This is a genomic window from Oscillospiraceae bacterium (assembly GCA_025757985.1).
Taxonomy (GTDB): Bacteria; Bacillota; Clostridia; order Oscillospirales; family Ruminococcaceae; genus Gemmiger.
In genome coordinates, this window is sequence record CP107210.1 from 2,303,275 (window position 1) to 2,329,172 (window position 25,898).

The 25,898-nt window shown below is 57.6% G+C and carries 18 protein-coding genes; 5 read left to right on the top strand and 13 right to left on the bottom strand.

The window, feature by feature from the left end:
* Window position 1: 1 nt before the first annotated feature.
* From OGM67_11090 to OGM67_11125, 8 genes are all read right to left on the bottom strand, one after another.
* Window positions 2–1,876 (bottom strand): DUF2264 domain-containing protein, encoded by a 1,875-nt coding sequence (locus OGM67_11090; protein ID UYJ34121.1) that lies wholly within the window; start codon window positions 1,874–1,876, stop codon window positions 2–4.
* A 93-nt stretch (window positions 1,877–1,969) separates the two neighbouring features.
* Window positions 1,970–2,311: a hypothetical protein gene (locus tag OGM67_11095; GenBank protein ID UYJ34122.1), complete on the bottom strand. Its 342-nt coding sequence runs from the start codon at window positions 2,309–2,311 to the stop codon at window positions 1,970–1,972.
* Window positions 2,262–3,113 carry a glycoside hydrolase family 88 protein gene (locus tag OGM67_11100; protein UYJ34123.1) on the bottom strand — a complete coding sequence of 284 codons (852 nt, stop codon included), beginning with the start codon at window positions 3,111–3,113 and terminating at the stop codon, window positions 2,262–2,264. The genes OGM67_11095 and OGM67_11100 overlap by 50 nt, the downstream gene beginning before the upstream one ends.
* Window positions 3,114–3,125: 12 nt before the next feature.
* On the bottom strand, window positions 3,126–4,025 hold the full coding sequence (locus tag OGM67_11105) for a carbohydrate ABC transporter permease (protein UYJ34124.1): 900 nt from the start codon (window positions 4,023–4,025) through the stop codon (window positions 3,126–3,128).
* A 12-nt stretch (window positions 4,026–4,037) separates the two neighbouring features.
* A complete protein-coding gene (locus OGM67_11110) occupies window positions 4,038–5,003 on the bottom strand; it encodes an ABC transporter permease subunit (protein ID UYJ34125.1) in 966 nt (321 codons plus the stop codon).
* Window positions 5,004–5,081: 78 nt separating this feature from the next.
* The gene (locus OGM67_11115; protein ID UYJ34126.1) at window positions 5,082–6,731 is read right to left on the bottom strand and encodes an extracellular solute-binding protein; all 1,650 of its coding nucleotides are present in this window, start codon (window positions 6,729–6,731) and stop codon (window positions 5,082–5,084) included.
* Between the two features lie 344 nt (window positions 6,732–7,075).
* Entirely contained in the window at window positions 7,076–9,337 is a 2,262-nt protein-coding gene (locus OGM67_11120; GenBank protein UYJ34127.1) for a helix-turn-helix domain-containing protein, read from the bottom strand.
* 37 nt (window positions 9,338–9,374) lie between these two features.
* Window positions 9,375–12,125 (bottom strand): glycoside hydrolase family 3 C-terminal domain-containing protein, encoded by a 2,751-nt coding sequence (locus tag OGM67_11125; protein ID UYJ34128.1) that lies wholly within the window; start codon window positions 12,123–12,125, stop codon window positions 9,375–9,377.
* Window positions 12,126–13,273: 1,148 nt separating this feature from the next.
* On the opposite strand from OGM67_11125, the gene OGM67_11130 reads away from it, so the two are divergent.
* The 3 genes from OGM67_11130 to OGM67_11140 all read left to right on the top strand — a co-directional run bounded on the left by OGM67_11130 (window position 13,274) and on the right by OGM67_11140 (window position 16,914).
* Window positions 13,274–13,507, top strand: coding sequence for a helix-turn-helix domain-containing protein (locus tag OGM67_11130; protein UYJ34129.1), 234 nt, complete (start codon window positions 13,274–13,276; stop codon window positions 13,505–13,507).
* A gap of 53 nt (window positions 13,508–13,560) precedes the next feature.
* Window positions 13,561–14,997: a site-specific integrase gene (locus tag OGM67_11135; protein ID UYJ34130.1), complete on the top strand. Its 1,437-nt coding sequence runs from the start codon at window positions 13,561–13,563 to the stop codon at window positions 14,995–14,997.
* A gap of 1,167 nt (window positions 14,998–16,164) precedes the next feature.
* Window positions 16,165–16,914, top strand: a complete 750-nt coding sequence (locus tag OGM67_11140; protein ID UYJ34131.1) for a sialate O-acetylesterase — start codon at window positions 16,165–16,167, stop codon at window positions 16,912–16,914.
* A gap of 50 nt (window positions 16,915–16,964) precedes the next feature.
* Here OGM67_11140 and OGM67_11145 read toward each other — a convergent pair whose 3' ends face one another.
* Both OGM67_11145 and OGM67_11150 read right to left on the bottom strand, forming a co-directional pair.
* Entirely contained in the window at window positions 16,965–17,801 is an 837-nt protein-coding gene (locus OGM67_11145; protein UYJ34132.1) for a sugar phosphate isomerase/epimerase, read from the bottom strand.
* A 3-nt stretch (window positions 17,802–17,804) separates the two neighbouring features.
* Window positions 17,805–18,506 (bottom strand): hypothetical protein, encoded by a 702-nt coding sequence (locus tag OGM67_11150; protein ID UYJ34133.1) that lies wholly within the window; start codon window positions 18,504–18,506, stop codon window positions 17,805–17,807.
* 340 nt (window positions 18,507–18,846) lie between these two features.
* Here OGM67_11150 and OGM67_11155 point away from each other — a divergent pair, with 340 nt between their 5' ends.
* Window positions 18,847–20,199, top strand: a complete 1,353-nt coding sequence (locus tag OGM67_11155; protein UYJ34134.1) for a glycosyl hydrolase family 28 protein — start codon at window positions 18,847–18,849, stop codon at window positions 20,197–20,199.
* Between the two features lie 194 nt (window positions 20,200–20,393).
* Window positions 20,394–20,711: an L-rhamnose mutarotase gene (locus OGM67_11160; protein ID UYJ34135.1), complete on the top strand. Its 318-nt coding sequence runs from the start codon at window positions 20,394–20,396 to the stop codon at window positions 20,709–20,711.
* Between the two features lie 77 nt (window positions 20,712–20,788).
* Here the strand turns inward: OGM67_11160 and OGM67_11165 are convergent, their stop codons facing one another.
* The 3 genes from OGM67_11165 to OGM67_11175 are packed head-to-tail and all read right to left on the bottom strand — an operon-like array spanning window position 20,789 to window position 25,879.
* Window positions 20,789–21,838, bottom strand: a complete 1,050-nt coding sequence (locus OGM67_11165) for a glycoside hydrolase family 88 protein (protein UYJ34136.1) — start codon at window positions 21,836–21,838, stop codon at window positions 20,789–20,791.
* Window positions 21,839–21,868: 30 nt separating this feature from the next.
* Window positions 21,869–22,681 (bottom strand): polysaccharide deacetylase family protein, encoded by an 813-nt coding sequence (locus OGM67_11170; protein ID UYJ34137.1) that lies wholly within the window; start codon window positions 22,679–22,681, stop codon window positions 21,869–21,871.
* 27 nt (window positions 22,682–22,708) lie between these two features.
* Window positions 22,709–25,879 carry a GDSL-type esterase/lipase family protein gene (locus tag OGM67_11175; GenBank protein ID UYJ34138.1) on the bottom strand — a complete coding sequence of 1,057 codons (3,171 nt, stop codon included), beginning with the start codon at window positions 25,877–25,879 and terminating at the stop codon, window positions 22,709–22,711.
* Between the last annotated feature and the right edge of the window lie 19 nt (window positions 25,880–25,898).

The following is a 25,898-nucleotide window of genomic DNA, read 5'->3' on the forward strand; positions in this document are numbered from 1 at the left end:
TTCAGCCCTCCGGATCAATACGAATCGTGCGGCCGTCCGCGCAGGAGATCTCGATTGCATTGCCTTTGCGCGTAGCAAAAGGCTTGACTGCGAAACCGCCGCGCTCATCGGCATCCGCCGGGCGGGCGTAGAAAGCGTCCACCAAAATATGCGTACCGGGCTGCAAGGCGGCTTTCAAATAGGGCACAGCGCAGAGGTTTGCCATCAAGTTCGTGTTGGGGAAGGTGCGCACAAACTCGGTCTGTGCGCCGCCCAGCAGACTGACCGCCGCCGTGCAGCCCCACGGCAGAAACACAGCCTTGCCGCCTCTGACATTCTCGACCCGCTGCAGCAGCACCTTGCCGTCCTCGGCTCCGACGCGACGGGTGAACGGCTCCTCGACAGACAGGGCAAAGCCGCCGTCGGCAATATCTACGGGCGAAGTCGTCATGATTTTATGCACGCGGACATGCCAGCTGCCGCCGCAGGGCACGACCCAACTCTGCACCGTGGTGCCGGGCAGCAAGGTATAGGCGGCGTAGGTGTAAGCGTCCGTCACGGCAAAGCTGTCCGTACCGTAACGCATACGATAGAAGTTCATCCCTGCCGGGCTGGCAGCCAATGTGTTGTCGAACGCGCCGTCCTCCAGATCGGTGCCGCGCCCAACGCTGAAGCCAAAGCGGTTAGAGTAGACAAACTTTTCATACTTGGCGCTGACGGCCCCATGGTTCATGCAGTGCTGCCCCGCCGTGAACGCCGTGATATGCCCGCCGTCGTGGCAGACGAGCATATGCGGTTTGTCCTGCCGCTGCCGTGCCGGGTGCGGAACCGTTGCATCGGGCGCCGTCCAGAACGGATGATCGGCGGGCAGCGCCAAAAACAGGAACGCCTTAAACGCCCAATAGGGGCTGCCGGGGGCGTTGTAGCGCTCGCTCATGAGTAGGTTCGGGTATTGGTAGCCGATGGTCAGCACGCCCGCCGCGTCGGTGATGGGGTATTGAAACCAGTGGTGCAGGTTGGTCAGCACGGTATGACGCACCGCACCCCATGGGATCGTTTCATTCTGCGCCCCTGCAAGCGCATACGCCGCAAAGAATGCCGCGTGGGCGAAGCGGTAGGTCAGGCTGCGGCCAAACGGAATCTCCGCGCCGTCATCGGAAAACCACTGGATGAAATCCCCGGCAAATTCGCTACTGCGGATCTTGAGTTTGGTCGCGTAGTCATCGGCGTCCAGTGGGGAGAGCGCCGACCAGATGAGCGAGTAAAAGTGCATGGCAAAGGGAATATAGTAGTCCAGCTGACCGGGGTTGCCGTCAAAATACCAGCCGCCGCCGGTATAGCAATGCTCGACAACGCCAAAATCATCCTTCAGTTGGTCGGTATCATAGGGCAGACCCAGCCGTGCAAAGGTCATATTCGTTAAGATGCGGAAAAAACGCCAGTTGTTGGGGTGGATGCGGTGGGCATTCATCTGATTGAGCCAGCGGTAGACGTTCTGCTTCTGGGCGTCGGTCAGCAGTGTCCAAAGCATATCCGGGGCAAGGCAGAGCGCCAGATCCAGCGCGGCAGTCTCGACCATCTTCTGGTCATAATCGAAGATATCCCCCCAGTATTCGGGATGGCTTGGGTCGGTGCCATGGATAAGACCCGTGCGGTAGAGGTCGCCCCACGCCGCGATTTCTGCCTGCTGTTCAGCAGGCAGCGTAGTGTTATCGCCGCCAAACAGCGGGCCAAGCCCCCATAAGATACGCGCCCAGCCCTCCATGCGGGCGTCCTTTTCACCGTAGTGCGCAGCTGTGTTGCCAACCTTGAGCAGGGCGTCCCCCGGTGAGTAAAAAGCTTTGAGCGGACGAATCAAATCCAGCAGCGCCGTGACGGCGTCCTGTCGGGTCTGCATAGGGTTAGCGGCTAAAGCCGATGCAAAAACATCCATAATAGCAATCCTTTCCTACTGCAATAAAAGGCGGGGCTTCCGCCTCGCCTTTTGGTTTTACCAGAAGCACTTATCCCCGCCCAGCAGGCGCAACAGGGTCTCATAGAAGAAATAGTCGCCCCAGATGACGCAGGTTGCACCGGTATCGCGGTGGTAGATGGCGTCGGTCAGCACGCCCGCGCGGTCGGGGTCATGCAGAAAATAATGGTCGTAGAGGCTGCGCACAATGGTTCGGGCGGCGGCGCGGTCTTGCGCGGCCTCGGCGTCGTCCACATACTGTGCCAGTTCCAGCAGACCACAGGTAAAAATCGACGCGGCGGAGCTGTCCCGAATATCGGGGATGCGGTCGTTAAAGGTGAAATCCCAGTAGGGAACAAAGTCGGCGGGCAGGTTCTGCAAAAAAAAACGCGGCGGCCTTGCGGCTCACTTCCAGAAAGCGCGGTTCTTTTGTGTAGGTATAGGCCAGCGCAAACCCGGTCACGACCCATGCCTGCCCGCGCGCCCAAGTTGTGTTATCGTGGAAACCCTGATGCGTGCGACCTTCAACAGCCTTACCTGTGGCGGGATCCATCAGATAGGTGTGGAACGAGGAGTAATCCTCCCGCACGAGATAGTCTGCGCAGGTGTGAGCATGGGCGATGGCAATGTTCGTATAGCGGGCGTTCCCGGTCGTCTCGCCGGCCCAGAACAGCAGCGGCAGGTTCAGCATCGTATCCACGATGATTTTCACATAGGGCGTGCCGACATTGAACTCGCCCCACGCTTGAATGTAGCGGCCTTTCTCGTTGTAGCGCTCACACAGCATATCGGCAGCGCGCAGGGCCAGCGCTCTGGCCTCCTCATCCCCCGTCAGCTTGTACAAAGCAACAGCGGACAAGGTGTACAAAAAGCCCAGATCGTGGCTGATGCCGACGCGGTTATCCAGCCGTGCCTTGAACGATGCCAGGTAGTCGTCCTTGTATTGCAGGAACGCAGCGTCTCCGGTGCGCTTGGCGGCCAAGCACATCATGCCGGGGAAAAAAGAGGAAGTCCAGAGGTTGTTTTCCTCCGGCGTGTAGCGCAGCCCCTCGGCGGGCAGGGTGCTGACATGGGGGTAGCGGCGGGTGTACAGCGGCGCGGCACGGCGCAGCTTTTCCTCGATTTCCGCGCACATCTGTAAATACAGCGCATCATCCTGCGGCGCAGTGAAACGTTCAGACATACTTTTTCTCCTTTACTCCTTGACTGCGCCGACCATGACGCCGGCGGCAAAGTATTTCTGCAGGAACGGATAGATGCAGAGGATCGGCACCGTTGCGACCATGATGGTGGCATACTTGACAGTGGCGGCCACAGATTCCACATCGCCGACGCTGGTGCCGCCCGTCATGTTGGAGGTACTGTTCTGCAGTAAGATCTCGCGCAGGACGAGCTGCAGGGGGTACATCTCGCGGTCACGCAGGATAGCAGACGCCCAGAACCAGCCGTTCCACACACCGACACCATAATACAGCACCATAACAGCCAGAATTGCCTTGGACAACGGCAGCACAATGGAGAACAGCACCTTCAGATGGCTTGCGCCGTCGATGCGGGCGGCCTCAATCAAGGATTCCGGAATAGATGCAAACGAGGTTTTCAGAATAATCAGATTGTACACGCTGATCATGAACGGCAGGATCAAGCCCCACAGGCTGCCCGTCAGGTGCAGGCTCTTCATATTCAAGTAGGTGGGAATCATGCCGCCGGAGAAGAACATTGTAAAGGTGATGAGCAGCATGATGGGCTTCTGGAACATGACATTGCGGCGGGAGAGAAAGTACGCACCCAGCGAGGTCAGCGTGATCTGCAAAATCAAACTCATGACAAGCACGAACATCGTATTCAGGTAGCCGCGCGCTATCATCGGGTTTTTGAACACCATTTCATACGCGCCGGCGCTGAAACCCTGCGGCCACAACAGAATGCCGGTGTGGCGCATAAGCTGATTGCTGTTGGAGAAAGACGCAAACAACACATACAGCATCGGGTACAGACAGGCGGCGGCCACCAGTGCCAGGAAAATATAGTTGATGACGGAGAAGATCTTTTCGCCGGTGGACATTTTGATCTTCGTGCTTTTTGTTTTCTGCATGGTGGTTCCCCCTTACCAAAGGCTCGTGTCGGCCAGCTTTTTACTGAGCTTGTTCGCCAGCACCAGTAAAATCAAGTTGATGACACTGTTGAACAGGCCGATGGCCGTAGAGTAGCTCCAGCCCTGTTCCAGCAGACCGACGCGATAAACATAGGACGAGATAATATCCGCCGTGTCGTAGGTGGATGGGTTGTAGAGCAGGATGGTCTTTTCGTAGCCGATGCTCATCAAGCTGCCGATGCGCAGGATCAGCATCGTGATGATGGTGGGCATGATGCCCGGCAGTGTGACATGCAAGAGCTTCTGGAAGCGACCCGCGCCGTCGATGGAAGCAGCATCATACAGCTGGGCATCCACGCCGGACAAAGCCGACAGATAAATAATGGAGCCCCAGCCAACCTGCTGCCAAATGTCGGACAGCACATAGATGGTGCGATAGAGTGCCGGGTTCTGCAAAAGCGGGCTGCGCTCACCGCCGAAAAAGACAATGATGTCATTGAACAGACCGCTTGTCATCGAGAAGTCGGTAATCATGCCGACGACGACGATCAGCGAGATGAAGTGGGGCAGATAGGTCAGCGTCTGAACACTCTTTTTAAAACCCTTATGATGGACTTCGTTGATAAGCAGCGCCAGAATGATGGGCGCAGGGAAGCCGAACAGCAGCAGCTCAAAGCTCAGCAGCAGCGTGTTGCGGACAAGACGCCCAAAGAACGGGCTTGTGAAAAAGCGGGTAAAATTGTCCAAGCCGACCCACGGACTACCGAGAAATCCCAGTGCAGGCTTGTAGTTTTTGAATGCGATCAGCGCACCGTACATCGGCTTATACTGGAACAGAATAAAATACATCAGCACGGGGATGATAATGATGTATAGCTCCCAGTTGCGTTGCCAGTCCCGGCGGGCGCGGAACGCAAAGCCGTTGCGGTTGACCGGCTTGGTCGTTTTTTCCGTCTTGTTGGCGGTAGGTGTTTTCATAAGAATTTCTCCCTTTGAGAAAAAAGTGGGACGGGCCAGCTGCCCGTCCCATGTTATGGCTGCCGAAACAGGGTGTTATCAGCGCTTGTTGTAGCGTTCCAGAGCAGCGTCCTGAATCTCGATGGCGCGCTGCAGACCCAGGCTGTTCAGCGTCTCAACATACTGGTCGAAGTTATCCAGACTCTCGGTACCCAGAATGAACTTGTTGGTCATCTCATCGCGGTAGGTCTCGACCTCGTTCATGATGGTGGAGTACTCCTCACTCTCCTCGGCCGTAGGGGTGACATTGGGCATGGCATATTGGGCAGCAGTCGCCACAGCCCAAGTCTCATTGGACTTCTTCTGACCATCCAGCGTGTAATACTGCTTCAAATATCTGAGATCCTGCACGAAAGGACCGTTGTAGTTGCCGCGGATGTAATGGGTCATAACCATACCGGGAGCCATGCCATCGGAGTTTTTCAAGATCAGGTCTGTGTAGACAGGCTCACCATTGACGAGCTCGTAGGAAACACCCTCCGTACCGAAGTTATAGTACATATGACCTTCGTCGCTGTAACCCCAGTCCAGCAGGCGGGCAGCAGCCTCAACATCCTTGCAGGAGGTGGTGATGGCGACCATGCCCTGGTTGGGACAGGCGCTGTCAATCTGCCCCATCTTGACAATGGTATTCTTATCACGGGAGGGATAGGGGCAGGGCTGCAGGTTAAACTTGGGTTCGATTTCGACACCGGCATTGCTCCAGACACCCATGCGGGAACCTGCCCAGCCAAAGGACGCACCGGCATTGCCGTTACTCATCTTGGCGCTGACCGTCTCGTAGCTGGAAGTCATCATGTCGGGGTCCAGCAGACCCTCGGCATACCAATCGTGCATGGTCTGCAGGTACTCTTTGTAGTTTTGCTCGGCCGCGCCGTAGTGGGACTTTCCATCCTCGCCTACATAAAAACCGCGTTTCGTATCATAAGCGTAAGCAAAGGGGTTGTTGTCGGTCAGGGAACCCATCGTCCATTCATAGCAGAACGGAGCGGTTGCGCCCTTTTCTTCCTTAAAGGCAGTCAGCACGGTGTGCCACTCGTCAATGGTGGTGGGGATTTCCAAGCCAAGCTCATCAAGCCAGTCCTGCCGGATGAACAGTCCCTCCGTGACACGCAGTTCCTCATTGCCGCGGATGAACGGGAATGCATAGTAGTTGCCGTCATCGGTGCGGCACTGGCGGGCAATTTCGGGGTTGGCGTCCAGGTAGGCTTTCAAGTTTGGGCAGTACTGGTTGATGATGTCATTCAGCGAGACGATAACACCATCGGAGATTGCCTTTTCGGGGCCGCCGGGGTAGTTCTGCCAGTGGCATTCCATAACATCAGGCAGATCACCATCAGCAACCAGCAGGTTGAACTGCTCATTCTCGCCGCCTGTTGGCGGGTGAAGGAAGGTGATGTTTACGCCGGTGTTCTCCATCAGCCCCTTGCCAAAGGGGCTTTCGCCCATGTCCTTATAATAGGAGCCGATGTTCTCGTTCAGGTTGCACCAGTAGGTGATGCTGTGACCTGCGGCCATCGGGTAGGTGAACTCACCTGCGTTACCGCTCTCGGCAGCGGTAGAGGCACTGCTGGCGGTCTCGGTCGCGGTGGATGCCGTGCTTTCGGTGCTGCCGCCGCAGCCTGCCAGCATTGTGGCGGACAGGGCTGCCGCAGCGGCCAGCGCGGTGGCCTGCTTGATTTTTTTCATGTTGGGGTTCCTCCTTCTTCTTTGTGTTTGTGGTCGTTTTCTCTTATTGAACGAGGCCCGGCTGCCGAGGTTTTGTGGCGCTGAATGGATTTGATTTTCGGTGGCCGGTGTTCGTTCCGTGCTTAGAGCCTACCACACCGCCAGCAGCAAAACCAGAATAAAAAGCCCTAAAAAATAGGCAAAACCTCAAATCGAACATGGGAATTTTCCAAAATTCATAGGCAATTTCCAAAACGGCAAAATTTATGCACAAAATGCACAGGTCTATTTTTGTGCATCTTGTATAAGTGCCATGTGCAAAAGCAAAAGCCGGACTGCGACAGTCCGGCTTTTGCTTTTGGGGGTTACTCCTCGCTGTGTGCAGCCTTGTACTGCCCGGGCGTCATGCCGGTAACCTTTTTGAACACGCGGATCAGTGAGCCGCTGTCCCGGTAGCCGGTCTGCTCGGCAATTTTTGCCACCGAAAGCCCCTGCGCCAGCAGTTGCTTAGCAGCTTCAACGCGAACATTACTGATATAGGCCAACAACGCCACCCCGGTCTCTTTCTTGAACTGCGCGGACAAGTAGGTGGGCGTCATGTCAAAGTGCTGCCCCACCTGGGAGATATTCAGGTCCGGGTCGGCATAGTTTTCCCTGATGTACTGCTCCACCCGGTCGCAGAGGGCGCGGGTCGTACTGGTGCTGCCCTTCAGCAGCCGCACACGGCCACAGAGCGTAGCGGAAATTTTAATCAAATGTGCCTGCAATTCCTCGGGGCTGCCCGCATCCCCGGGCGAGAAGCGGATGTCCTTCTGGTCGTCCAGCCCGGCCATAGCTGCGCCCTTGATAAGGGCCGCCGTAATGTCATAGGCAAGGCAGCGTGCCACATTGGGGTCCTGTACCTCACCGTCCAGCGGGAACGCCTGCCGGATAAGGGCGGCGGTGTTTTCCTCGCTGCCCAAGGAAATCAAATCCATGAGCTTGCGCTCGGTCTCCAAAGGGAATGTGTAGGCCGTGCGGGCATCATGGATGCCACGGTAGGCCACCGGCTCGCCGTCATCCCTCAGGTAACTCAGCGCTTCCAGCGCCTCTTGATAGGCTGCGCGGATGTCCGCCGCCCCGGCGTGGGTCTCGCCCACGGCCGCCCCCGGGTTCACACGGAAGTGGGCACGAATCTGCTGCTGTGTCTCACGGATGTCCGCCAGCAGCTGCTCATCCTGTGCGAGGGTGTTTTCCTGCATGCCCACGATGGCCACGCAGGTCTCACCCAGGGCGGTCAGTTCCAGTGCAAAGTGCGGCTCGGCAATTTCCTGGAAAATGTTCATAATAGCGATCTGCAGCGCCGTAAAGAGCGAGCCATCCCCCTCCGGTGCGCTGTCGGCCATCGGATTTTTAAAGACGACCACCGTATAAAACAGCGCGTCAAACCGGATGCCGCCGCGCTCGGCAGTCTCTTGGCTGAGACCCATCGGGCTTTCCAACAGGGATTTTAAATAGTAGCGCCGCAGGGTCTGCTGGCTTTTCCACAGCTCATGCTGTTGGTCGCTGCGCTCGCGGCGGCTCTTTTGGGAGTAGTATTCCAGCCGCTCAAACTCGTTTTTCTCAATCAGATCGGGAGCCTCGTCGGTGCCGTCATAGGGGCTGACCAACGCGCCCAGCGGCTGATAATTTTTCTTTGTCAGCCCAGCAGACAACCCCAACCCTAACATCATGCAGAGCACCATGCCACCCCAGGTGAACAGCTGGGTCATCCGGGTGTTTTTCATCAGCAGCTTATTGGAAATGTTCAGCACATACTTCCAATCCGTCACGCTGCTGGCACGGGTCAGGTAGGCTTGCTGACCGCCCGATCCAAAGGCAAACGAACCGTCGGCCGCTGCCTGCACAATGTCCATAGCGGGCGGGTCACCCGCTGCCGTTTTGCAGATGGCTGTGCCGTCCGGAGCTAAGACATAGAAATCCAGCTCCGGGTCCCAGCAGAACTGCTGCAACCGCTTGACGAACAGATCTTTGTTCACCGTCACCACAACGGTAGCGTCGGCGTAGGACAGCCCGCTCGTCAGTGCAGAGCGGATAAAAAGAAAGTCTGTGCCGCCTTCGTTCTCTAACTGGACCATCTCCCACCGGGGGTGGCTTTCGTGCAGCAGCTCATGCCATGCATCCTCGCTCATGCTGCTGTTTTTGAACCGGGACAGATAAAATAGATGCTGGTCAAGGTAGCCCCAGCTGGAAATCACGCTGTCCAGATTGTTCAGACTGACCCACACATTGGTAACATTCGGGTGCCCGGCCTCAATCGTCAAAAGCGCACTCTGGGTGTTGACCAATGCCAGTTGATCATAACCGTCCAGCGGCTTCTTGGTCGTGACCATTCGCTGCACGGCCTGGTCCTGCATTGTGCGGGAAAGCGTCTGCTTGATCTCGGTCAGGTAGCTGTCCAGGTCGATGCGGGCCTGATCCAGCGCCGAACCATAGATCCGCTTGGACTCCGCCGTAATAATACCGGCGGAGTAATTATATAAAAGCAAACAGAGCAGCAGCGGCACGATCAGTACAAGGATGTAGGATAAAAACCAACCGCCGCGCACACTTTTCTGCCTTGGAAGTTTTATGCTGTCAAGTTTCATAAGGCCGTAGCCTCCCTCCCACTTCGCCTTGCAGTTCTCATTTTTTCAATATAACAGCGCCCAGTTCCATGCCACTCTGGCCAAAATAAAACCGCAGGAAGAACTCGTCTCCTGTGTTCAACGCGGGCAAGCTGACGGTAAAATCGCACCAGTCTGTCTGAGCGCCAGTGATGGTCATAGTTTTCAGGAACGCACGGCCTGCGAACACCGATACCGGGATTTGGGCCAGCGGGCTGTTGCCCGGCATGGCACGGCAGCGCAGGTGCAAGGTGTAGCTGCCGCCCTCGGCTGCTGTCACGCAGAACGCCGTCGTGCGGCGGTAGCCGTTGTCGATGGCGGCAATGTCGATGGCTGTGCCATCGCGCAGCGTCAAGGGAAAACCGTTTTGTGCCGCCTGCTGCATATCCTGCTCGGCCATTGCCTCCAGCTGGTCATCCAGTACACTCGTGTGGCCGATACTGCGGCGGAAAGCAGGTGTTTGCAGCAAAAAGCGACAGATGTTCGCCGCGCTGCGCTGCAATTCACCTCGGGTCAGGCGGCCTTCGTTCAATGCGGTTGCCAGATCGTCCCCACCGGAGTTATGCTCCGGGTCGGTCACGACCATAAAAACATCATTCTGGGCGCGTACCATGGCGGCCACATGCTTGGTGCTGCCGGCACCGCCACGGTCGTTGCCCTCGGCCCACCAGTCACTCATCACAAGGCCAGTGTAGCCCCAATGATCACGAAGAATCGTCGTTACAAGGTCATAATCACTCGCCGTCCAGTAGCCGTTCAGCGGGTTGTAGGATGTCATGATCGAGCGGGCACGCCCTTCCTTGACAGCGATTTCAAAACCGCGCAGGTAGATTTCCCGCAAAGCGCGTTCCGAAATGACCGACTCCACAAAGTGGCGGCGATGCTCCTGGTTGTTGGCGGCAAAGTGCTTGATGGTTCCGGTCACGCCCCAGCGGTGCAGCCCGCGCAGCTGAGCGCAGGCCATCTTTCCGGTTAAAAGCGGATCCTCGGAGAAATACTCAAAATTGCGGCCGTTCAGCGGGTGGCGATGGATGTTGATGCCGGGGCCCAGCAGCGTGTCCACATGGTTTTTGCGCAGTTCCAGCCCTTCCATCGAGTAGAGTTCCGCACTCAATTCCTCGTTGAATGTCGCAGCCAGGCAGGTGCCATTGGGCATGGCGAAAGCAACCGTGCCGCAGTCCATGCGGATACCGCTGGGACCGTCGGAACAGCAGGCGGCAGGCAGACCGTAGTGCTGCAGGGCATCGCTGACACCGCCGATAGCCCCGGCTGTACCCGGCGTAACGCGCGGGGAGTTCATTCCCTCGCCCCTGACGATCGTACAAAGCTCGTCGTCGCTGAACTGCGCGACAAAATCAGCCATGTCCGCCTTGCCGTCAGCCACATCCTGCAGGCGGATGCCCTTGTCCCCGGTCTGGGGGTGCTCTTTCGGCAGACGGATGGCACGATGGGTCTCGGGCAGCTCGACCTCAGTGGGGACGGGCTCCCATGCGGGGGAACCGTCCGCACCGGGGCGCAGCCGCTCAAAAGCTGCGGCGGGTGCAGCGGCGGATTCCTGCTGCTCCACCACCATCAGCGGCAGCGTGACCGTAAAGACCGCCGCGGCATTGCGCACATCGGTACCCAGACTGAAAACATAGTCACCGGCTTCCAGCACAAAGGCGGACTTGTACCCGGTGGCGCCGCTGTCATCATAACTGGCAAAATTACGCCACGGCACAGTCAGCGTCAAAGTCCGGCTTTCTCCGGGGTCCAGTGTTTTGGTCTTGGCAAAGGCGCACAGCACCTTAGAGGGCTTGCCCAGAAGCCCCTGCGGCGCGGTGCAGTACAGCTGTACGACCTCTTTGCCTGGGCGGGCACCGATATTTTTGACCGTGGCAACGGCTGTGATACCCTCGGCGTTTTCGTCCGCGCTCAACAGCTGAACCTCAAATTTTGTGTAAGAAAGACCGAAGCCAAAAGGATACAGCACCTTTTCCGGCGCAAATGTTTCAAAGTAGCGGTAGCCGACATAAATATCCTCGGCATAGAAATTGCGGTCGTCCGCACCGTAGTGGTCAGCAGCAGGGTAATCCGCCGGGGTGTGGGCAATCGTGTCGGGCAGTTTGCCGCTGGGGCTGACCGCGCCGTTCAGCACATCCAGCACACCGCGGCAGCCCTCCTGTCCGCCCTGCCAGATGTAAGCCACCGCGCCGGGGTTATATCGCGCGACCCACTGCATATCAATGATGTTGCCAACATTGAGCAGCACAACAGATTTATTGAAATAGCGGCATACCAGCGCCAGCATATTTTCTTCGTCCTCGGTCAGCAGAAAGCTGCCGGGGGTGTTCGTGTTGTCTTGATCCTCGCCCGCTGTGCGGCCAATGACGATAAACGCCGTGTCGGCGCGCCGAGCGGCAGCACGGACAAATTCTTCGTCCAGCGGCATTTCCGGCTGAAACCATGGTTCCTGCGCCCAGCCGGTGCCCATCTCGTAGGGGTGGTCTGCCAGCCATGCGGCATAGCGGGCCTGCACCTCGGCATCCAGCCGATAGCCGCCGTCACCGCCCAGTATCTCCGGCAGATTCGGCACATGGGTCACATTGACCAGTCCGCCGGATCCGGTTCCGCTTTTATAGTAGTGAAATTGTGCGTACCCAAACAAGGCCGCCCTGCCGCCGGGAGCCAGCGGTAAGACAGCCTCATTTTTCAGCAGGACAACACCCTCCGCCACAGCCTGACGAGCCAGTGCCGCATAGCGGGTCATTTCCAACATTGTATTTTTCATAATACTGAAACTCCGATCCCAATGGATTGCAAATTTCAGCGCCACACCTATTATAATACAGGATTTTTAGAATTTGGCAAGGGGGTAACGCGGAATGTTTTGTGGGAAATTTTCAAATCAGGTGGATGCCTTTCGATGTGGATTTCTTCCTTTGTTTAAATCGTGTCTTATCTGAAAGAATGAATCAGAACTGATCCACTTTTTCGAGTCAAGATTTTTGGATGAATCAGAAGTGATTCACTCTGGGGATATACGAATTTGTATTGGCATCTGGGTTGGGTGCTATCGTTTTTGGGGGCGTAGATGTGTTTTGCTAGCATAGCGTTTGGATATCCACAAACGCATTTCTGGGGTGTTCCCCAGACCCCCTCGCTGTTCTTGTGTGACGATAGTGACGCAGATGACGCTAATGACGCTGTTTTGAGGATATCCCTATACCATATCCCAGATTCAGCGTCATTAGCGTCATCTGCGTCATTCCGATTTTGTGTTTCTCGTAGTATCATTGTTTTTGCTTTGAGCAGTAGTAAACTGCAAGCGTCATTTCACTATAAGCGTGACGGTGATGACGATGGTGACGGTGTTCGTGGGATAGGGTAAAGGGGTATATCAAAAACATCGTCATCACCGTCAGCATCGTCATTCTACAGGCAAGCCGTTTTAATCTGCGGCTTGCCTGTTTTATTTTGAGTAATGTGGCAGGGTTTTTGCCCCATTGCTTGTTAAAATGGATTTAGATATTTTGTAAAAGTGCAAGGGTTTTTAGCACAATGGGTGATATGCTGTTTTTGAAGTGTAATTTTGGCGTTTAGGCCAGTTCTTGAGAAAAAATTCTTCGCTTTACATCTCTAAACTTGCAGGAATCCTGCAAGTTATACTGTTATACTGAAATTTAATGAAAAAATTCCATTATTTTTTCAGCGAGCGTTACCTTTTGCCTTTTCCCAGTGGCTATATAGTAGAGATAATTTTTTCGAAAATTTTGAGGACAGTTGCAAAAGTTGCGACTACCGGTCTGTATGATATGATTTGGAATCTTTCTAAAAATTTGAACTTTTTCTAAACAGTTTAAAAAACCTCGTAATTTTCGCCGTTCTCAGCGGCTATATAGTGAAGAACTTTTAATTTTATCTACATAGGAGGAACCCATGAACACGGAATTTCAAGATTTACCCAATGTTGTAAGTCCCAAGGAGGTGCAAACTTACTTCGGTATCTCACGCTCGACCACCTATCGGATATTTCACGACGCGACTTTTCCTGCGTTCCACATTGGAAACCGACTGCTGGTGCGGCGGGATGAACTGCTGGGCTGGCTGGAACGGCAAAAGGTCAATAAAGCCCAAAACGAGAACCCGAAGATTGTCGGGTCTGATGAATAGCTTTCTCCGCAAGCCTGTGGTAGTCTTTGTGTCAAGAAAGGAGACGATGCACCGTGAAAGACACATCTAAAAAAGCCCTGCGCCGTGGGCATAACGAGGGCAACATCCGTCAGCGAACAGACGGGCGGTGGGAGGTTCGACTGTCAGCCGGAATCGACTACAAGACAGGCAAGCCCCGGCGTACATCCACCTGCTGCAACACCCGGCAAGAGGCAATCGCAATCCTGCAGCAGCAAGCCCACGAAGTCCGCACACAGGGCTGGCGCGATCCTATGTCGGTGACACTGGGCGAATGGTATGAATACTGGCTGGACACCTATATGAAGGACACGGTCAAGCAATCCACCTACGCCAGCTACCGCAGTTATCTCAACAAGCACTTTTGTGTACTGGGAAAAATCCTGCTCAAGAAGCTTGAACCTCATACCCTGCAGGAATTTTACAACTACAAATTTCGCGAGGAAGGGCTGTCGCCCAAGACGCTTCGTAACTACCACATGGCATTGCATAAGTGCTTACAGCAAGCAGTAAAAGAGCGTCTGCTGATTTACAACCCCTGCGATGCCGTTACCCTGCCCAGCGGAGAGAAACCCGAAGTCGTAGTCTTTACCAACGCCCAGCAGCGTGCGCTGGTGCAGGTCAGCTACTGCCACCGCTACGGGGTATTTATCCGGCTGGATTTGTGTACGGGGTTACGCATGGGGGAGTTGCTGGCACTGAAGTGGGAGGACATCGACTTTTCCACCACCCAACTCCATGTACGCCGCACCATCAACCGCCTTGCCAAGTACGAAGCCCACGATGGCGAAAACAAAACCGAAATCGTATTCGGCACACCCAAAACGAAAAACTCTCGCCGCACGATTCCTCTGACCCGCACAATGGCAGACGAGCTTACCCGCTGGAAACAACAGCAAGCACAGGACAAGATTCGGGCAGGGGATAAGTACACCGACTATGGCTTCATCGTCACCAACGAGTTTGGACACTACTTTGAGCAGAAAACCTTCAAGGATTACTACGACCGTCTATTGAAAGATGCCGACATCGGACACTTTACCTTCCACGCCCTGCGCCACACCTTCGCCACCCGTGCGCTGGAACGCGGTATGGACTATAAAACACTGTCGGCAATTCTGGGGCATTACTCGGTGGCTTTTACGATGGACACCTATGTCCACAGCATGGATGAACACAAACGACACGAGATGGACAAGATGAACGATATGTTCGGGGTGCAGTACAGCATTTCGGTAGAGAACCAGCCTTACCCGGTTCTTTGTACAATCACAGCGGATGGCTGTACTGCGCATGTCCCGGATTTCCCCAAAATTGCAGTTCACACCCTCACGCTGGATGCTACCTTGTTAGAGGTCAAGCAGCAGATTCAAAAAGCTCTGCACCAGTACAAATACCCGCCGATTCCTACCAGGCAGGAGCAGATTGTCGTACCGGACAACAGCGTTCTGGTGCTGGTGAAAGCAGGGTAGGACGCCACACCGCACCTATATTTACCTGCCAACTCCGCAAAATTTATCCACAAAAAGCGCCCGGGCGGTTGAAAATCTCAACCGCCCGGGCGCAGTCATTTTCCCGTTTTGGGGTCATTTTGGGGTCAAAGTTACCAGCTTGTTACCACTTTTTCCATGATGTAGAAAAAAGCTCGTTGAAACTTGTCGTTTCAACGAGCTTTTGTTGGTTGCGGAGACAGGACTTGAACCTGCGACCTCCGGGTTATGAGGAATTCAAAGTTTATGCGTTGGAATGTTGTTTTGTTGGGTTTGGTGGTATTGCGTACCTAGGCTCAGAACGGATTTTGTCCCATGTGTACAAAGGAGTGCTGCATGGTGCTGACCCGTTCCAAACCCTTTTGGGGGCAGTTTTGGGGGCAAATCTTCGAAACGGATTCTCGCACACTCCAATCAAATAAATGCGCAGTTTTTGTTCCATTGAGAAATTCGGATACCAATATCACGAGGTTCTCGCACAGGAAAAGCCCAACGAACCGGTATATAAGGTTTACTTTCCGGCAAGAAATTGTACGAAAGTACCACGCCACAGCAGCCCCACATACCACCCCTGTCGCCGCGAGAAACGCCCCTGTTTGGGCGCGTTCGCACCACATCGGCACGGTGCCTGTCCAGCCAAATACCGCCCCAAATTCCCCGCCTTTGGGGCTTTCTTACCCAAGAACGGCTTTTCCTGTGCAGGCTTTGCCCAGACGGGTTTCACCTGTACAGGAAAAGCCTGCACTAATAAATACTAAATAAATAAAATACTAAAAAGCAAATACGAATCCTATCTTATCTGCAAAACATACAAATCCGGGCTTTGCCGCCGGAATCTTGCCGTGATGCGTACAACTTAATACCGGAGAGTACAACTTACGATTGCACTTAGGCACTTCCGTGCGGTATAATTTTCCTATCAGCCACACCGGTTGCATACTGTTGCGTAAGACGCAGAAAAATCCTGCTCGTAAGGCGACGGTTTCCGTGGCATCGACATAAACAAAAAGTGTCCGCACAGTGGGCGCTCAGTGAAATCTTTCTTGTTTTAAGGCGATACCGCATAATTCTAAGTGTCGCAGCCGCCGGAACGGTGCTTAAGCCGTAAGGCGGGAATTGTGCGGTATTGCCTAGATAAAAGGAGCTTTTATGAGAACCGTAGATCTTCTCTTTTTTATGGGGCAAAGTAATATGGCGGGGCGCGGGGAAGCCGCCCTTGCCCCTGTTGTCGCCCCCGGCATGGGGTACGAATACCGCGCCGTCACCGACCCCGACACACTGCACCCGCTGGAAGAACCCTTCGGTGTGAACGAGAACGACCCCGCTGGTGTGTATGAACCGGGCATGAAAACGGGGGCGATGGTGTCGTCCTTCGTCAATGCCTGCACCGCCCAAACCGGTGTGCCGGTGGTGGGCGTGTCCTGCGCCAAGGGCGGCTCTGCCATTGCCAAGTGGTTGCCCGGCACACCGTACTATCAGGATGCCGTGCGCCGCGCCCGCAAGGCGCGCGCCTTTTTGCAGGCAAACGGCTATCCCATCCGCCACAGCGCCATGGTCTGGTGCCAGGGTTGCACCGACGGCGACCTGCACACCCCCAAGGACGTTTACAAAGCCGACACCGAGCGCGTTCTGCACAGCTTTATGCAGGACGCAGGCGCGCAAACCTGCTTTTTGATCCAAATCGGCAACCAGCGCGATGAGCCGGAGCTGTACCTGCCCATGCAGCAGGCGCAGGAGGAACTGGCCGCCGAACAGGGCGACATCGTGCTGGTCAGCCGTCAATTCAAGACCTTCGCCGCAAAAGGGTTGATGAAGGATTGCTTCCACTACCTGCAGCCCGCCTACAACGCTGTAGGCACCGAAGCCGGCAGAAACGCAGCGGCCTATTGGAATCGCTGACAAAATACGAAAAAACCCAACCGCAAAACGGTTGGGCAATTTTTTTACTTTTACACAGTGTCGGTCATCCTGCGCAGATACCGCACATCGGCGGTGTCGGCGGGCAGAATAACCTCATCGCGCAGCAGCGGTGCTGCGGGCGCACGGTTCGCTAGGAAGGCGCGAATGGCAGAATAATCCATATCGCCCTCGCCCAGCGGCAGCAGCGCCTTGCTGCCATCGGCCTCGATGCGGCAGTCCTTGACATGCACGGCGCCAAGCTGATCGCCGATGACCTCCAGCCAGCGGCTCCAGTGGGCAGCCTGATACGCCCTGTCCTGCCCGTCCGCGGCACAGAACAGGTTGACAGGGTCAAAAATGACCCGGCAGTGGGTTTCGTCCGCGGCGGCGTCCAGCACCTCGCGCAGCAGCTCCGGCGTGCAGAGCGGGTGTACATCCACCGATTCCACCGCAAACACAGTGTCAAGGCGGGCGGCCTCCTCGGTGATGCGGGCGATGCTGTCAAGCATCAGCGGGCGGCGGGCAGCCTTTTCCTCGTCCGTGCAGGAGCCCCACGCGGTCTCGCTGCCCACCATTTTGGCACCCAGCACCTTGGCATAGCCCAGCGTGCGCTTTACGGCATCCACAGCGGCGCGGCGGGCGTCCGCATCAGGGGCAGACAGGTCCTGATAGCAGCTCAGCACCGAAATTTCCACATCCTGCGCGGCAAACGCCGTGCGGATCTCTGCAAGCTGTTCCCCGGTGATATGGGCAAAATCTGCAATGCCTGCAATGCCGCGGGGCATGGCCAGCTGTGCGCCGGTGTAGCCCTTGGCGTGCAGCACAGCGGCCAACTCGGCGGCGGGCAGCTTGCCGTAGTCATGGGCGCGGCATCCGATCCTTGTCATGGTTCAGTCCTCCGTTCCCGCAATGCGGGGCAAAAATACAAAGTTGTGGCCGCTGTCCGGGTGGGCCTTCTGCTCCGGCGTAAAGCGTGCAAAGTGGCTTTCGGGGTCGGCGGCGATCCATGCGTCCAGCTCGGGGCTGTGCGCGCCCGGCCGGTGCTTGATGTTCACATTGGTGCGCGGCTCCTCAAGGTAGGAGAAAAGCACCCCCTCCTGCACGCAGATGAGATGCCAGCGGTCCCCCTCGACCAGCCCCTCGGTGACAATGCGCAGGTGATGCTCCATATAGCTGCACCAGCTGTCGGGCGGCAGCAGCGCAATGCGGCCGCGGCGGCGCTGCGGGCAGCGGCCCCGCTGCCAGTCGGCGGCGGTGGTGGGTACATCGTGGTAAAAATACGGCTGCATGGCGGCCCATGGGCGGGGTGCCGCCTCACCCAGAGCGGGCGGCCACGGCAGCAGCGCCGCGTCCAGCGCGGGGCAAAGCCCCTGCGGTGTGAACGGGCGGTTCAGCCCCTCGGCATAAAAAAACAGGTGATTTTCATACCGGAAAAGGCTTGCGGTCAGGATCCGCCCCTCCGCCTGTGCTTTTTGCAGCGCGGCGGAAAAGTCGGCAAAAACGGTATCCTCAACCTCCCTGCCCAAAACGGCATGAAAGGAGCCGCGGCAGACGGCGGCATCGGCCAGCGATGCAGGCAGCGTGCAGGGCATAACATTCCTCTCCTGTACCTTGTAATTATTCTTTATTGTACAATGCCGGGGCAGCAAAAGATATGCGGCATAGTGCAGTATCCTTTGTGATAATTGCACTTTACATACCCCTGCTTCTGTGCTATGCTGAAGGAAGAATATAGGGCAATACCGCATAATTCTAAGTGCCGATACGGCGAGCGAGGTGCGGCAGCTGCTAAGCCAAAAGCGCAGATAATACTGGATGTCTTATCGAGCATTTTGGCAACGCAGATGCCGTGCCGCAGCCGCCGGAGCGGTGCTTAAGCCGTCAGGCGGGAATTGTGCGGTGTTGCCATAGACAAAATAAGGAGCAGGAGCGATGGACTACAGTATCTTACGCTACGGCGCTGTGGCAGACGGTGTGACCAACTGCGCGGCAGCCATCCAACAGGCGGTCGATGCGGCCGCAGCGGCGGGCGGCGGGCGCGTTATCGTGCCGGCCGGGCGCTTTTTGAGCGGCTCCGTGCTGCTGAAGGACAATGTGGAGCTGCATCTGGAGAGCGGCGCGGTGCTTATCAGCAGCCTGAACCCCGCAGATATTACCCCGTTCCCGCAGGGCGGGGACGGCACCGACCCTGACGACACCGCCGACGGCTGGGAGGGCGGCTTCTTTTTGGGGGCCAGCCACGCCAAAAATGTGACCATCAGCGGCATGGGCACGATCTACGGTCAGGGCGACAAGGTGTTTTTGGACAAGAATGTGGACAACGGCTTCCACGAATGCCCGAAATTCTGCGAGGCGTTCCGCCCGCGCATGATGCTGTTTGAGGCAGTCGAAAACTTTACCGTGCGCGATGTGACCCTGCAGGACGCGGCGTTCTGGACGCTGCACATGGCGGGCTGCCGGCATGTGCGCATCCAGAACATCATGATTTTAAACGATGACCGCGGCGCGAACAATGACGGCATCGACCCCGATTGCTGCCAGGATGTCGTCATCTCCAACTGCATCGTGCGCACCGGCGATGATGCCATCGTGGTCAAATCCACCGGGCCGATGTCCCGCCGCTACGGTGCGAGCGAGAATGTGGCCATCACGGGCTGCATCTTACATTCCCGCGATTCTGCGCTGAAAATCGGAACCGAGACCCACGGTGTGATCCGCAATGTGACGCTGAGCGACTGCGTCATTGACGACTGCTCCCGCGCGGTGGGCGTCTGGGTGCGGGACGGCGGCACGGTGGAGGACATCCATGTCCACCATCTGACCGGCTGCACCCGCCGCTACGCCGACTCCTACCAGCTGCCCGGTGCGCCGGGCTGGTGGGGCAAGGGCGAGCCGCTGTTTGTCAGCGCCACGCCGCGCAAGGGCAAGACCGGCCCGGCAGGCGTGATCCGCCGTGTCAGCTTTGACCATTTGTACCTGACAAGTGAAAGCTGCGCCTTTGCGGCCGGCGAGCCGGACAGCGAAATTCAGGACCTGCGCATCAGCGAGATGCACCTGACGCTGCAGCACCACGGCACCCAGCCCGGCGGCCTGTTTGACGAGCAGCCCTCGGCCCGGCACATCTACCCGCACGCCATCCCGGCGCTGTACGCCCGCTGCGTGGACGGCCTGACCGTCAAGGACAGCACCGTGCGCTTTGTCGGTGAGAACGAGGCGTGGGACGGCAGCGTAGCCGAGCTGGAGCACTGCCGCCGCGCAAAGCTGGAACTGGGAAAGCTTGTATAAGGCAACACCGCACAATTCCCGCCTAACGGCTTAAGCACCGCTCCGGCGGCTGCGGCACGGCATCTGCGTTGCCAAAATGCTCGATAATACATCTAGTATTATCTGCGCTTTTGGCTTAGTAGCTGCCGCACCTCGCTCGCCGTATCGGCACTTAGAATTATGCGCTATTGCCCTAACAAAAGGAGTGTATACAAATGGAGCATATGGCATGGAAGGGCCGCATCAAGCCCGGCTGCAAGGCAGAATATCAGCGCCGCCACGCGGAAATCTGGCCCGAGATGGTCAAGGTGCTGAAGGATGCAGGCATCTGCAATTACAGCATTTTCTACTGCAACGATGAGCTGTTCGGCTATTACGAGTGCGAAAAGGGTGTTGCCTACGCCGAAAAGGTGCAGGCCGAAAGCCCGGTCGTTGACCGCTGGAACGACTACATGAAGGACATTCTGGAGCTGGAGATGGATCCCGTCACCGGTGCCCAGCCAAAGCTGGAGCAGGTGTTCCGGCTGGATTGAGAAAAGGCAAAACATCGATATGCAGGCAAAAGCCCCCGCTGCTTATGGCAGCGGGGGCTTTTGCCCTGTCAGACAATTTACAACGCGCCGTCCGAGCGGACATTGTCGTAGTTCAGCACACCGGCGAAGAATGCCAGCGCCAGACCCTGACCCCAGCCCTGAATCCAGTCGCGGCTGATGCCGCGGTAGCCGTCGGCATCCTTCATGACCGCCGTGCCGCCCGAGACATTCAGCACACGGCCGTCTGGGCTGACATTGGCCAGCATACCGGGGATAGCCTTGTTGATGTACTTGATGTGCAGGGGGTTGCCCTTGGTGATCATGGCGGCGGCGATGCCGGCGCTTGCGCTGACCTCCTCATAGGAGGCGGCATCGTCCACGATCGTGCGCCACAGGCCGTTCTCGGTCTGGTAAAGCTTGAGCGCGGCCAGCTGGTCGTTCAGGCTGCCGACCACATCTAAGAACTTGGGGTAGAGGTAGCACTGCGGCAGCCGCACGCCGACCTGCGACATTGTGTAGGCCGCCCATGCGTTGGCGCGGCCCCACTTGATGCCGGACATGTGGTCGCCGGTGATGTTGTTGTAGCCGTGGTAGTACAGTCCGCTCTCGGGGTCCTGCAGGTACTTGATGTGCCAGTAATACTGGTTCAGCGCATCATCAATCAGGGCCTCGTCCTTCAAAAGCACGCCCATCCGCAGCAGGAAGAAACCCGCCATAAAGAGCGTGTCTGCCCACGCCTGCTCGGGGAAGTCATTGTTGACCGAGACGGTGTGCTGCAAAACATGATCGCCGAAGCGCAGCGCTTCTTTTTCCAGATACTCGATCTTGCTTTTGGCGATGTCCAGATACTTTTCATCGCCGGTATGCTCATACAGGGTGATCAGGCAGTGCCCCATTGAGCAGGTGTTGACCGTCCAGCGCGGCAGGCCCAGCTCGATATACTCGTCCACGCGGTCCTTGACCAGCTGCAGGTAGCGTTCATTCTTGGTGACCTCATACGCCTCGCAAATGCCGTAGTAGGCCACACCGCAGGGCCAGTCCCATGTCATGTCCATCCGCATCGTGCGGTCCACGATCTTGTCGATGGTAGCCTCAATTTGGGCCTTGTCAAAAATCAGGTTTGCCATTGCTCTCTCCTTTTCAAATCGCGAATCCGCTTATACCAGCGCCACCGTCTTTCCGGCGGGGATCTCATAGTGGCGGCCATCCACCTCGACCCAGATGGACTGGGCGTTGGGGTTGCAGACCTTATCGCCCGCGGCGGTGTACTGCAGGCGGGCGGCATCGGCCATGTAGTCCACGATTTCGATGTTGGTGGCGTACCAGGTGTCCTCGCGCCCGCCGGCCAGCTGGCAGAACTGCTCCATCAGGGTCCAGTCCTCCTCAGTGCGGAACTCAAAGCTGTGGCCCCAGACATACATCATATAAAGGTACTGCGTCTTGTACAGCTCAACAAAGCGCTTGCCGTCCTCCAGCAGGTTGTGTGTGTGGTGGCAGGTGGCCTTCCATGTCATAAAATCGTGGGGCATCGCAAAGTCATGGGTATCGCCCACCACGCGGGCATAGCGGATGCCCAGCGCAGGCAGCAGGGCGGCGATCTCCGGTGTCCAGCTGCCGTTGGGGTAGGCAAGGCCGCGCACGGGGTAGCCCATGACACCCTCAAGCTGCATACGGTCGGCCAGCACCTGCCGGGCGGTCTGGTCCAGCGGGCTGCGGGAGATGGTGGGGTGGTGGTAGGTGTGACAGGCGACCTCATGGCCCTTGTACAGCTCGACCCACTCGCTCTCCGGGATGCGCTCGGGGCGGGGCAGGCCACCGTTCAGGTTGAAGGTGCCCCGGATGCCGTAGCGGTTGAACAGCTCGACAAGGCGGCGGTCCTCCAAACGGCCGTCATCATAGCTCATCGTCAGCACCTTATGCTTGCCGCCGGGGAAGCAGGTGTAAATGACCTTCGGTTCGGTGTAGTTCATAAACAAAACCTTCTTTTTTGTCAAAATTTATTTGAAATTTGCCCGCAGCACATCCAGTGCCGGGGTGGTATCCTGCAAAAGCTGCTGCACAAAGGCCTGTGCCGTGCGGCAGGCGCCGGCGTTTTGCTGGTGGGCGTTGTCCTGCTTTGCGCCCACCCACATATAGCGGGCCTTGCAGCGCTCAGCGCCAAAGGCGGTGTTGGCGGCGGCGGTAGCGGCGCCAAGGTCGATAAACGGTGCGCCGACCTCGGCGGCAAAGGCGCGCATCGCCTCGCGGTAGGCGGCAAACGAGGGGTGGCAGACGCTGTCCTCGTCAAACTCGCGCATCGCCACGGGGGAGGCAAAGATGCACACTGCGCCGCGGCGGCGGGCAGCGTCCCAGAAGGGGCGCAGGCTCTCGCCGAAGGCATCCGCCGGGACATAGCGCTCGGCCTTTGCGCGGTTGGCATCGTTATGGCCGAAGCTGACCACCAGCAGATCACCGGGGCGGATATGCGCGGCAATGTCGTCCAACCGCCCCTCCTCGCGGAAGTTCTTGCTGCTGCGGCCCGCCATGGCGCAGTTGTCAATGACAAGGCCCGGCAGCTCGTAGCGCATCTCCTGCGGGAAGGGGCAGTCCGCGCGGTGGGCAGCGCAGCATACAGCATCCCCCTGCGCCAGCGTGTGGAGCACCTCGCCCCAGCCGGTCACCGGCTTATCGCTGGGGGCGTAGCTCTGCATGATGGAATCGCCCGCCATCCAGAGGGTAGGCTTGGCGTTCAGCTGCGGCAGCACATTGGCAAAATCCATGTCGCCTGCATAGTAGAAGGACGGGTAGCACGGCTGGTTGTAGCAGTTGTTCTGCCATGCCACGCCACAGCGGTACTGCGCATCGTGCATCAGGGTAAACAGCTTGTGGGGGGTAAGATCGGTGGTGGTGTAGATGCGGATGGCGGTGTCGTCCGCTGTGCGCACCAGCAGCTCCTCGCGGAAATCACCCAGCACATCGGCCACCAGGCAGGGGTTGCCCTTGGTGCCGTTGTTGGTGGCGGTGCCCGCGGGCTGCAGCATGACGCCGTGGGTCAGATCGTTAATGACGCCGTATTGATCGCCGTGCAGATAGTCCGCACCATCGGTGATCTGGGTCGAAAGATCGCCCGCCCAGTAGATCTTCATGTTGGTGCCGGGGGTGGGCAACTCCAGCGTGCGCCCGTTTACATCGTACACATCCTTGACCCAGACCTGCAGGCCGCGGGTGTTCGGGTCGATCTTGCCGATCATGCAGCGGCCCAGATCCTCCTCGGCATATTCGCCAAAGCGGACATCGCCGGTCTCGGCGTCGCGCAGTGCCCAGCCGTAGGGGGCGCGCTCGCCCTCCTCATACACATTGAAGATCTCCAGACCGGGGCTGTCAGGGTCGATATCGGCCACATGCATCGCATCGCCGTGGCCGAACTTGGCGCGGGTCCTGCCGTCCGGCAGGGTGCCGTATTTGGAGTAGAGCAGGCTTCCGTCATGGTCGATGGCTGCTGCGCCGTACACAATTTCCATGCAGCCGTCCCCATCAATGTCAGCAGTCGAAATACTGTGGTTGCCCTGCCCGGCCAGAATGCCGTACACAGGGTCGGTGCCGACAGCAAGGTGGCAGCCGCTGTCGTTGAAGGGGTTTGCCATCGGCACAAAGCCGGAGTCGATACCCCATACCTTGTGAAAGCGGTTCTCAAAAAAGTCGTAGGCCGCCAGCGTGGCGCGGGTGTAGTAACCGCGGCAGGCGATCAGATAGGGGCGCTCACCGTCCAGATAGGCCACCCCGGCGTTAAAGCGGTCCACGCGGTTGCACGGCTCGATGCGGGGCATTGCATAATCGCCCCACAAAAGGCCGTCATCCACGCGGGGGTAGGGGTAGTCGATCGTGTCCAGCTCGGCGCCGTCCCCGCCGAACATCGTCAGGTACTCGGGGCCGTCATAGACAAAGCCCTCGAACCTGCGCAGCTCGTTTTTGGGGCTGCGGCTCGGCGCGTACACATCAAGGAAATAGTCGGCCAGCGCAAGGGCATCAGCCTCACACAGGGGGTAGGCGTACTGCGGCGCAAGGCCGAAGCACTGCTCCACCGTGGCGGGCCAGCGGCCATTTACGACCTCGGGGTGGGTGTGCCAGCGGCGGAACACCTCGGCCATATGCAGGCGGTAATCCTGCGCCGTGCAGACATAGTTATCCGCGTGGCTGTACCCGGCGTCCAGATCCTTCTGCGGCATCGTGATATACTGGCGGGACAGCACGGTGCCGTCCGGCGCAAAGCGGGTCATCACGGTGCCGGGCGCGGTCTTGACAGCCATCTCGGCCCTGCCGTCCCCGTTGAAGTCGTACACCATAAACTGGGTGTAGTGCGCTCCGGCGCGGATATTCTGCCCCATGTCCAGCCGCCAGACCAGCGTGCCGTCCAGCTTATAGCAGTCGATAAAGCACCGCCCGGTGTAGCCCTTGATCGACACATCGTGGGAGTTGTCAGGGTCCCACTTTACAAAATACTCGTACTCGCCGTCATTGTCAATATCACCCACACTCATATCATTGGCGTGGTAGGCAAAGGGCTCCCCGGCCGGGGTCACGCCGTCCGCCGGCTTTTGCAGCGGCAGCTCATAGTAACCTTTTTGCCACGGCTTTACGCCCCTGCAGGCGGGCCCTTCTACGCCGTTTAACAGCGGGGCCACGGCGTAGGTATCCCCGCTTGTGCCCTGCGCGTCCAGATAGTTCGTGCTGTCGGTCACGGTGGCGAGCCTGACCCCGTTTTTATAGAGCACAAAGTCGGTGCCGGTCAGGCCGGTGGCGTTGTGGCCGGTGACTTCGCTTTTAAAGAGCCGCCAGCTGATAAACACGCCGGTGTTTGCCGTGACAGCTACCAAACCGCGGGACAGCGCCTCCAGCTGCTGCAGCAGCACGCGGCCCACGGGGGTCTGCACGGGTGTGCTTTCCTCCAGCAGGGCCCCGTTTTCTGCCAGCGCCTGCACCTTGATGTAATAGGGGATATGCGTTGAGCGGCAGAAGGTGAAAAGGCTTTCCCCGCTCTCGCCCGCCGTTTTGAACCGCACGGTCTCGCCAGGGCGGTCGCTCCACAAAATGCGGTAGCGGGCGGCCCCGGCCACCGGCTGCCAGCTAAGGGTGGTTTGGGCAGCCGTCTGGCTGCGCACAGAGATTTGCATGGACTTTCCCTCCATCATAAAAGAGCGCCGCAACATC

Excerpts from the sequence above, each read along its gene's own strand:
- OGM67_11090 (UYJ34121.1), bottom strand. The coding sequence starts at position 1,876 with ATGCAGACCCGACAGGACGCCGTCACGGCGCTGCTGGATTTGATTCGT.
- OGM67_11100 (UYJ34123.1), bottom strand. The coding sequence starts at position 3,113 with ATGTCTGAACGTTTCACTGCGCCGCAGGATGATGCGCTGTATTTACAG.
- OGM67_11105 (UYJ34124.1), bottom strand. The coding sequence starts at position 4,025 with ATGCAGAAAACAAAAAGCACGAAGATCAAAATGTCCACCGGCGAAAAG.
- OGM67_11110 (UYJ34125.1), bottom strand. The coding sequence starts at position 5,003 with ATGAAAACACCTACCGCCAACAAGACGGAAAAAACGACCAAGCCGGTC.
- OGM67_11115 (UYJ34126.1), bottom strand. The coding sequence starts at position 6,731 with ATGAAAAAAATCAAGCAGGCCACCGCGCTGGCCGCTGCGGCAGCCCTG.
- OGM67_11120 (UYJ34127.1), bottom strand. The coding sequence starts at position 9,337 with ATGAAACTTGACAGCATAAAACTTCCAAGGCAGAAAAGTGTGCGCGGC.
- OGM67_11125 (UYJ34128.1), bottom strand. The coding sequence starts at position 12,125 with ATGAAAAATACAATGTTGGAAATGACCCGCTATGCGGCACTGGCTCGT.
- OGM67_11130 (UYJ34129.1), top strand. The coding sequence starts at position 13,274 with ATGAACACGGAATTTCAAGATTTACCCAATGTTGTAAGTCCCAAGGAG.
- OGM67_11140 (UYJ34131.1), top strand. The coding sequence starts at position 16,165 with ATGAGAACCGTAGATCTTCTCTTTTTTATGGGGCAAAGTAATATGGCG.
- OGM67_11145 (UYJ34132.1), bottom strand. The coding sequence starts at position 17,801 with ATGACAAGGATCGGATGCCGCGCCCATGACTACGGCAAGCTGCCCGCC.
- OGM67_11150 (UYJ34133.1), bottom strand. The coding sequence starts at position 18,506 with ATGCCCTGCACGCTGCCTGCATCGCTGGCCGATGCCGCCGTCTGCCGC.
- OGM67_11155 (UYJ34134.1), top strand. The coding sequence starts at position 18,847 with ATGGACTACAGTATCTTACGCTACGGCGCTGTGGCAGACGGTGTGACC.
- OGM67_11160 (UYJ34135.1), top strand. The coding sequence starts at position 20,394 with ATGGAGCATATGGCATGGAAGGGCCGCATCAAGCCCGGCTGCAAGGCA.
- OGM67_11165 (UYJ34136.1), bottom strand. The coding sequence starts at position 21,838 with ATGGCAAACCTGATTTTTGACAAGGCCCAAATTGAGGCTACCATCGAC.
- OGM67_11170 (UYJ34137.1), bottom strand. The coding sequence starts at position 22,681 with ATGAACTACACCGAACCGAAGGTCATTTACACCTGCTTCCCCGGCGGC.
- OGM67_11175 (UYJ34138.1), bottom strand. The coding sequence starts at position 25,879 with ATGATGGAGGGAAAGTCCATGCAAATCTCTGTGCGCAGCCAGACGGCT.